The organism is Mesorhizobium sp. M7A.F.Ca.CA.003.01.2.1 (genome assembly GCF_003998945.1).
Lineage (GTDB): Bacteria > Pseudomonadota > Alphaproteobacteria > Rhizobiales > Rhizobiaceae > Mesorhizobium > Mesorhizobium ciceri.
The window spans coordinates 1-8,173 of record NZ_RZRA01000130.1 but is presented as its reverse complement, the minus strand read 5'-3'; the positions used below and the strand labels follow the sequence as shown (position 1 = coordinate 8,173).

Sequence of the window (8,173 nt, the reverse complement as noted above, 5' to 3'; positions counted from 1 at the left end):
TTGATTGCAGGAAGCGGCGGGCGGCGAAGGGATCGTAGCCGGCCTCGCCGATCGACTTGATGCCGATGGCGTCGGCTTCCAGCTCCTGGTTGCGCGAGAATTGCGCGAGCCTCAGCTTGCCGCGGATCAACGCCGCCTTGGCGGTCGGGCTGTCGCCGAGCACATCGGAAACCACCTTGGTCGCCAGGCCTTCCTCTGCCTCGAGTTGCTGGCGCTGCAAGCCGTGATTGGCGGTGACGTGGCCCATCTCATGCGCGATGACAGCTGCAAGCTCGGCCGAATCATTGGCCAGCGCCAGGAGGCCGCGCGTGATGTAGAGATAGCCGCCCGGCAGCGCGAAGGCATTGACATTGGGCGAATTCAAAATGGTGATGCGATAGGTCTGTGTCGGGTTGGCGGACACCACCGTCAAACTACCGACCACCTTGGCGACCATGCGCTCGAGCTTGGGATCGGAATATTCGCCGCCATAGGTCGCCAGGATGCGCGGATGCTGCGCCCTGGCCAATTCGGCGAGCTTGTTGTTGGCGCCGACATTGTCCACCGTGATCGGCTTGTCGGAAGGCTGGAAGCCGGATTCCTGAACCTCCGGCGGCGTGAACATCTGGCAGCTTGCCAACGCCACGGCAAAGCCGGCCAGCGCGAGAAAGCGCGCCAGCGGTTTCATTCCCAATGTGTTAGCGCCGATCGCCAGAACGGCTTCCTTTCGGGTCCCGGCACATGACATTGAAAATCGGGGACGATCTTCAGAATGTTCACGTGCCATATCTCAAACTGCTGCAGTATCCGCGGCCCATCCCAGGGGCGGGCGCCGGATACTGCAGGCAAATCACGGCCTGTGCCGGACCGGTAGGGCGGACCTAGCCACACTCCCCCGGTCATGGCAAGCAAACGCCACATCGCCTGGAGCCGGTTTGACCGTAAATTATGTCCGCTTCCGGGCAACATCGCGTGATGTGGAATATCCGGCACCCGCGCCGATATAGCGCCGGAACGCCTCCGGACCAGCCCCGGCGAAGAAATCATCAGCCTTGCCGGTGGCGGCGACCAACCCATTGTCGACAAACACCATATGCTCGCCGATGCGGCGTGCATCCTCCGGCTGGTGGGTGACGAACAGCACTGTCATGGCGCGTTCGGCATGAACGGCGGCAACCAGATCCAGCATCTCGTCGCGTAAAGCCGGTCCGAGCGAAGCGAAGGGCTCGTCGAGCAGCAACACCGGTCGGTCGCGCACCAGCACGCGGGCCAGGGCGACGCGCTGGCGTTCGCCCCCGGAGAGCTCGCGCGGCAGGCGTTTCTCCTTGCCCGCAAGACCGGTGCGCGCAAGCGCCTCGGCGACCGCAGCGCGGTCCGCCTCGGTCAGCCGCAGGGATGGCGAGCGGCCGAGCCCGACATTCTGCTCGACGGAAAGATGCGCGAAGAGATTGTTCTCCTGGAACACCATCGACACCGGCCGCGCCGAGGCCGGCTCGGCGCTGACATCGACACCGCCGACCAGCACGCGGCCCGACCGTGGGGTCTCGAAGCCGGCGACCAGATTGAGCAGTGTCGACTTGCCCGAACCGCTCGGCCCCATGATGGCGGTGATCGTCGCCGCGGCAAACTCGACATCGAAAACAAGCGGCGCCTCGCCATAGCTGCCATAGCTGAACGACACTTTGTCCAGCCGCACCGGCGCGCCCTTCGCGAGCCCGTTGGCCGCCTTTTCACGCATCACGGACCTCCTCCCTTCCCAGCCAGTGCGCCGCCACGATCAACGCGAGACAGACGAGGCCGAGCAGCAGTGCGAGGCCGGCGGCATCCTCGGTGCGGTAGCTGCCCATCCGAGCCAGAAGAAGGTAGGGCAATGTCTGCACGGAATCACTGCCGAACAAGGCAATGACACCGAGATCGCCGAGCGACAGCGCCATGGCGAAAGCGAAGGCCGTGGCGAGCGGTCGCCGCAGCGACGGCCAGTCGACCAGCATCAGCCGGTTCCAGCCCGCAATGCCGAGCTGTGCACAGAGCCGTTCGTGACGCTCGCTCGCTGCATCATAGGCGGGACGCACGGCGCGGAGCGCAAACGGCATCGCCATCACCGCGTTGACGGTGACGACCATGACCGGAGCGATGGCGAAGACATCGCCGACATGGCGCAACAACAGGAACCAGCCGGCGCCGACGACGATCGGCGGCACGACCAGGACAAAACCGGCGCCTGTATCGGTGGCGTGTTCGAGCAGTGTCTTTGCGCCGGCACGGCGGTTCAGCGCCAGTGCCCGCCGCGCCATGGTCAGCGCCAGCGACAGCATCACCGAAAGCAGCGCCGACAGGAAGGCGAGCGCCGCACTGGTCAGCGTTGCCTGCCGGACAGTGGCCTCGCCGGCCAAGCGGGCGAGATCGGCACTCAATCCGGCCATCACGGTTGCCGCCATCGGCCCGACAACGAACAGCAGCGCCAGGACGATGAGTAGCGCGTTCAACCAGGTCTCGCTCCGATTGACCGAGAGATAGCGGCGTTGCGCGACCGGCAAATTGGTGTCGCCGACCACATTGGCGCCTAGCCGCGTCAGTGCCAGCACCACGATAAAGGTCAAGGCGATCTGCAGCAGCGTCAGTGCAACGGCCCGTGCGGGATCGAAATCGAAGCGCAGCGCCTGGTAGATGCCGACCTCAAGCGTCGTCGCGGCCGGCCCGCCGCCGAGCGTCAGCACGATCGTGAAGGATGTGATGCAGAGCATGAACACAAGCCCGGCGACGCCGGGCAGTGCGGCGCGCAGCGTTGGCCATTCGATCAGCCGGAACGCCGGCCGGGCCGCCATGCCGAGTTGGCTCGCCAGCCGCCATTGGTCGGCCGGTATGGTCTGCAGCGCCTCGAGGAACAGCCGCGTCGCCAGCGGCAGGTTGAAGAAGACATGGGCGACGAGAATGCCGGACAGGCCATAGATGCCCGGCCAGCTTCCGCCGCCGATAACGGCAAGCACGCCGGCGAAGTAGCCGGCACGGCCATAAAGCGCCAGGATGCCGAGCGCTGCAACGATGGCCGGCAGCGCCAACGGCACGGCGAAGATCTGCAGGATGAAGGCGCGGCCGAAGAAACGTGGATGCCGCGACAGAGCGCGCGCCACAAACAGCCCCGGGATGACCGAAAGCAGCGTCGACAGGACCGCTTGCCAGAGCGTGAAGCGAATGACGCGAAGCAGATAGGGATCGAAGGCTGCCCAGGCGCCCGAGAAATCATGGGCGCCCTCGAAAAGCAGGCCGGCAAACGCGCCGCCGATCAGCAGCGCGATTGCAGCGAGCGCGACAATGCCGGCACTGACGCGGGAATCCGTGGAATGCGCCGGCGCCATCGCGCTGCCTATTTGCTCATCGCCGCCAGCCATTCATCGACCCAGGCCTTGCGGTTGGCGGCGACCTCTTGCGGGCTGAACAGCAAGGTCTTCGTCGGCTTGACCAGTTTGTCGAAGGCCGGATTGAGCGGCTTGTCGGTCTTGCCTGCCGGGAACATCCAGTTGGTCTCGGGGATGGCATCCTGGAATTTCGGCCCGGTCATGAAGGCCATGAACTTGGCCGCCAGCGGATTCTTGGCTCCTGTCGTGGTGATACCCGCCACCTCGATCTGCAGATACTCGCCCTCCTCGAAGGAGGCCGCCTGGTAGCGCTCCGTGTTCTCGGCGACCATGTGGTAGGCTGGCGACGTCGTGTAGGACAGCACCATCGGCGCCTCGCCCTTGGTGAACAGCCCATAGGCCTCGCTCCAGCCCGGCGTCACGGTCAGCACCTTGGCCTTGAGCTTGGCCCAGGCCTCGGGTGCCTTGTCGCCATAGACCGACTTGACCCAAAGAAGCAGGCCGAGGCCTGGCGTCGAGGTGCGCGGATCCTGGATGACGATCTTGTCGTTGGCACTGCCTTCGATCAGCTCCTTCAGGCTCTTCGGCGGCGTCTTCATCTTCTGCGTGTCGTAGACGACAGCGAAATAGCCGTAGTCGAAGGGGACAAACGTGTCGTCGCTCCAGCCGCCCGGCACACTGACATCCGTCACCGCGCCATGCGGCGCGAACAAGCCTGACGCCTTGGCATCGGCGGTGAGATTGGTATCCAGGCCAAGCACGATATCGGCCTTGGTCGATGTGCCTTCCAATCTGACGCGGTTGAGCAGCGCGACGCCATCGGCGACCGAGACGAAGTCGACGTCGCAGCCGCATTCGGCCTCGAACTCCTTCTTCACCACGGGACCCGGACCCCAGTCGGCGGTGAAACTCTCATAGGTGTAGACGGTGAGCTTGTCCTTGGCCAAGGCGGGCCCGGACAAGGCCACGACCGTTGCTGAAACAAGAGCGTATAAAAGCGTGCGCATCGGCGCCTCCTTCGTTTGAATTGAAAGGAATTGAGGCGTCGGACTGTCCGAAACGTCTAATCCCTCCGCCGGTACAAACCGGATCAGGTTCAGCGGGTTGGCGAGACTGCCTCTCAGCCGGTCCGCGAAGATCGCGTCCGGCACCCCGTTAGAGCGTTTCGACACATAGGCCGGGCCGATCCGCCATGCAAGCGGGAGTTTGCCGCCTTCCGTTTCCCGTGCCGGGCTGGTAAGGGCCACACGATATGAGCACATTCACCATCCTGCTTGGCGGCGATCTCATCCGTACGCCACGGCTCGACCGTCAGGTCAAAGGCTCCCGCGTCATCGCCGCCGACGCCGGCATCGGTCATGCGCGGTTGCTGGGTCTCGTGCCGGAGCTGTGGGTGGGTGATTTCGATTCGGTGCCGGCCAACCTGCCGGACGATCTCGCTTCCGTGCCGCGCCGGACCTTCCCGGCGGAAAAGGACCAGACCGATGGCGAACTTGCCGTCGCCGCGGCACTGGAGCGCGGCGCGACCCGCCTGGTGCTGGCCGGCGCCTTTGGCGGCAAGCGCGCCGACCACGCTTTTCTGCATCTGTCGCTCGCCCTGCGGCTGGCGGAGGCGGGAACGGACGTGCTTTTGACCAGCGGCGCTCAGGAAGGCATCCCCCTGCTGCGCGGAACGGCCGGCTTCGACTATGCCGACGGCACGCTGTTTTCGGTGCTCGGCTTTTCCGAGCTCGACGGCCTGACCGTCACCGGCGCCAAATGGCCGCTCGCTCACGTCAAGGTGGCGTTCGGTTCGTCGCTGACCATTTCCAACGAGGTCAAGTCCGACAAGACCGGGGGCCGCCTCGAAATCGCGCTCGGCCATGGCCGCGCGATGCTGCTCGCTCATCCCTATCCCTTACCTGAAAGCTGACATGGCCCCGCCCCTTCTCAACCTTGATGGGATAAAACTGACCTTCGGCGGCACGCCGCTGCTCGATGGCGCCGCCTTGACGGCTTCGGCCGGCGACAAGATCGCACTGGTCGGCCGCAACGGGTCCGGCAAGTCGACCCTGCTGAAGATCGCCGCCGGCCTGATCGAGCCGCAGGACGGCGAAGTGTTCCGCCAGCCTTCGGCGACCGTCCGCTATTTGCCGCAGATGCCCGACATGGAAGGTTTTGCCACTGTCCGCGCCTATGTCGAGGCCGGGCTTGGCCCCGCCGACGATCCCTACCGCGCCAGCTATCTGATGGAGCATCTCGGCCTGTCGGGTGAGGAACGTCCGAACGACCTGTCGGGCGGCGAGGCGAGGCGCGCCGCCCTTGCCCGCGTCATGGCGCCGGAGCCCGATATCCTGCTGCTCGATGAGCCGACCAACCATCTCGACCTCTCGGTCATCGAATGGCTGGAAGAAGAACTCATCCGCACCTCCTCGGCGCTGATCGTCATCTCGCACGACCGCCGCTTCCTCGAACGCGTGTCGCGCGCCACGGTCTGGCTCGATCGCGGCCAGACCCGCAGGCTGGACAAGGGCTTCGGCCATTTCGAGGAATGGCGCGACCTGGTTCTGGAGGAAGAAGAACGCGAGCAGCACAAGCTCGGTCGCCAGATCGTTCGCGAAGAGCATTGGCTGCGCTACGGCGTGACGGCGCGGCGCAAGCGCAACATGCGCCGGCTCGGCGAGTTGCAGACCATGCGTCAGCGTTTTCGCGGTCATCGCGGGGCCGAAGGGTCGGCGATCATGGTGGCGAGCGACGCCACCGAGTCCGGCAAGCTGGTGATCGAGGCGAAAAACATCGAAAAGAGCTTTGGCGATCTCACCGTGGTCAAGGCGTTTTCGACCCGCATCCAGCGTGGCGATCGCGTTGGCCTGGTCGGGCCGAACGGCGCCGGCAAGACCACGCTCTTGAAAATGCTGACCGGCGAGATGAAGCCGGACGCCGGCTCGGTGCGGCTCGGCACCAATCTGGAGATCGCCACGCTCGACCAGAAGCGCGAGGCGGTCGACCCGCAGGAGACGCTGGCACAATATCTCACCGATGGGCGCGGCGAAAACCTCGTCATCAATGGCGAGCAGCGCCACGTGGTCTCCTACATGAAGGATTTCCTGTTCAAGCCCGAGCAGGCGCGCACGCCGGTGCGCGAGTTGTCCGGCGGCGAGCGGGCGCGGCTCTTGCTGGCGCGCGTGCTGGCGCGGCCCGCAAACCTTCTGGTGCTCGATGAGCCGACCAACGATCTCGACATGGAGACGCTGGAACTGCTGCAGGAACTGGTCGCCGGTTTCGCCGGCACCGTCATCCTGGTCAGCCACGACCGCGATTTCCTCGACCGCACCGTGACCAGCCTGATCGCGCCGGATGGTGAGGGCCGCTGGATCGAATATGCCGGCGGCTACTCCGACATGCTGGCGCAGCGCGGCGGCACGAAGCTGGACGACCGCAAGGCGCGGGCGAGAGCCGAAAATGGCGAGGCGCCCGCGTCAGGCAAGAGCGAAGCCGCCGCGCCAAAAGGGCCGGCGAAGAAACTGTCGTTCAAGCAGAAATTCGCACTGGAATCCCTGCCGAAGAAAATCGAAGCTGTGATGGCCTCGATCTCGAGGCTGGAGAACAACATCGCCGATCCGGCCTATTACGAGCGCGATCCGGCCTCGTTCCAGAAAACCATCGCCGCCCTCGACAAGGAGCGCGCGACGCTGGCCGCGCTCGAGGAAGAATGGCTGGAACTGGAGATGTTGCGCGAGGAGATGGAGGGGTGAGGAGTGTTTCGGCCGTAGGCCGATCAATCGACGACGATTTGTCGATTGAAGCGACGAACGCCCGGAGCCATAGCGAAGGGGCCGAGCGCCCCTACCTGCAGCTAGAACCGCCTGATTGCCTCCATACAGAAATGCGCATATATTATGCGCATGTTGCGGAGGCTATTATGCGCAAAATTGCCTTGAGTGCGACCCGTCAGCCAGCAAATCTGTCGATCGATTCGAACCTCATGAGGGAAGCCAAGGGACTTGACGTGAATGTCTCGCGCGCTGCGGAGGCCGGCATCGCGGAGGCGGTGGCTGCCGAAAAAACGCGACTGTGGAAGCTTGAGAACCGCGCCACGATGGACGCGTGGAACGACTATATCGAGAAACATGGCATCCCGCTGGAAGAGTACCGGCAGTTCTGATGCCCCGCTATGATGTCTTCGCCGGTCGCATCGAAGGCAGCTATGTGCTCGACGTTCAGTCAGAGCTGCTCGACAATTTCAAGACGCGGGTGGTCGTGCCGCTTCTGCCGGTCGCAATGGTGCCACCGCCGATGCGAAAGCTTCATCCGATTTTTGAGATCAACGGTCGAAAGCTCGTTATGGCAACACACCTGGTTGCCACCGTTTCTGCCAGCGAATTGGGCGAAAGTCGGCTGAACCTGATCAAGCACCACGACGACATCGTCGCTGCGCTCGACATGCTGTTCCAGGGCTTCTGAACGGCGGCTACAGCGTCTCAGCCTGCCGTCTTGGCCTGCCAGGCCTTGATTGCCTCGTCGAACACCTTCTCTCCGGGAATGCCCTTTTCCATGGTCAGCAACGCCCGCCGTCCGGTCTTGTAGACCACCGGCACGTCGATCCAGTCCTGGCCGCGCAACAAGGTCATGTTGGCGTCTTCGTCGGCCTTGGTGTCGTTGAGCGCGACGAGGAAGAAGCCGTCGGCAATCTTGGCCGGAATGCCGATCAGCGGGCTGCCGGCATCCTGCTCCGAAGCCTTCATGGCAACGCGCAGGATGTTGTCGACACCGCCGCCCTCGAAGCCGTCGGGCGTCAGGAAGATCATCTCGATGATATGGCTGGCCGGCAGCGTCTGGTCGGTGTTGCGGCGGATGGT

General features: G+C 64.3%; 8 protein-coding genes, 1 pseudogene and 1 riboswitch. Of the genes and pseudogenes, 4 read left to right on the top strand and 5 right to left on the bottom strand.

Annotated elements, in window-relative coordinates:
• From EN969_RS08085 to thiB, 4 genes are all read right to left on the bottom strand, one after another.
• Nucleotides 1-667, bottom strand: a 667-nt coding sequence (locus EN969_RS08085) for a M48 family metalloprotease (RefSeq protein WP_164758177.1), incomplete at its 3' end; no start/stop codon positions are given.
• Between the two features lie 258 nt (nt 668-925).
• Nucleotides 926-1,717 carry a thiamine ABC transporter ATP-binding protein gene (gene thiQ / locus EN969_RS08080; RefSeq protein ID WP_063169190.1) on the bottom strand — a complete coding sequence of 264 codons (792 nt, stop codon included), beginning with the start codon at nt 1,715-1,717 and terminating at the stop codon, nt 926-928.
• The gene (thiP, locus tag EN969_RS08075) at nt 1,710-3,335 is read right to left on the bottom strand and encodes a thiamine/thiamine pyrophosphate ABC transporter permease (protein ID WP_024502936.1); all 1,626 of its coding nucleotides are present in this window, start codon (nt 3,333-3,335) and stop codon (nt 1,710-1,712) included. Before thiP ends, thiQ begins: the two co-directional genes overlap by 8 nt.
• 8 nt (nt 3,336-3,343) lie before the next feature.
• Nucleotides 3,344-4,342 (bottom strand): thiamine ABC transporter substrate binding subunit, encoded by a 999-nt coding sequence (gene thiB, locus EN969_RS08070; RefSeq protein WP_063169191.1) that lies wholly within the window; start codon nt 4,340-4,342, stop codon nt 3,344-3,346.
• Between the two features lie 43 nt (nt 4,343-4,385).
• Nucleotides 4,386-4,500, bottom strand: a riboswitch (TPP riboswitch).
• Nucleotides 4,501-4,587: 87 nt separating this feature from the next.
• Between thiB and EN969_RS08065 the strand changes: the two genes are divergently transcribed.
• The 4 genes from EN969_RS08065 (at nt 4,588) to EN969_RS08050 (ending at nt 7,778) form a co-directional block, all read left to right on the top strand.
• On the top strand, nt 4,588-5,247 hold the full coding sequence (locus EN969_RS08065) for a thiamine diphosphokinase (RefSeq protein ID WP_027162509.1): 660 nt from the start codon (nt 4,588-4,590) through the stop codon (nt 5,245-5,247).
• Nucleotide 5,248: 1 nt separating this feature from the next.
• Nucleotides 5,249-7,069, top strand: a complete 1,821-nt coding sequence (locus tag EN969_RS08060) for an ABC-F family ATP-binding cassette domain-containing protein (protein ID WP_063169192.1) — start codon at nt 5,249-5,251, stop codon at nt 7,067-7,069.
• Between the two features lie 167 nt (nt 7,070-7,236).
• Nucleotides 7,237-7,479, top strand: a complete 243-nt coding sequence (locus EN969_RS08055; protein ID WP_063170355.1) for a type II toxin-antitoxin system CcdA family antitoxin — start codon at nt 7,237-7,239, stop codon at nt 7,477-7,479.
• Complete coding sequence (locus tag EN969_RS08050; RefSeq protein ID WP_063169193.1) at nt 7,479-7,778, top strand: CcdB family protein; 300 nt, start codon at nt 7,479-7,481, stop codon at nt 7,776-7,778. Before EN969_RS08055 ends, EN969_RS08050 begins: the two co-directional genes overlap by 1 nt.
• Nucleotides 7,779-7,795: 17 nt before the next feature.
• Here the strand turns inward: EN969_RS08050 and EN969_RS08045 are convergent.
• A pseudogene (locus EN969_RS08045) lies at nt 7,796-8,173 on the bottom strand (hypothetical protein); the annotation flags it as partial.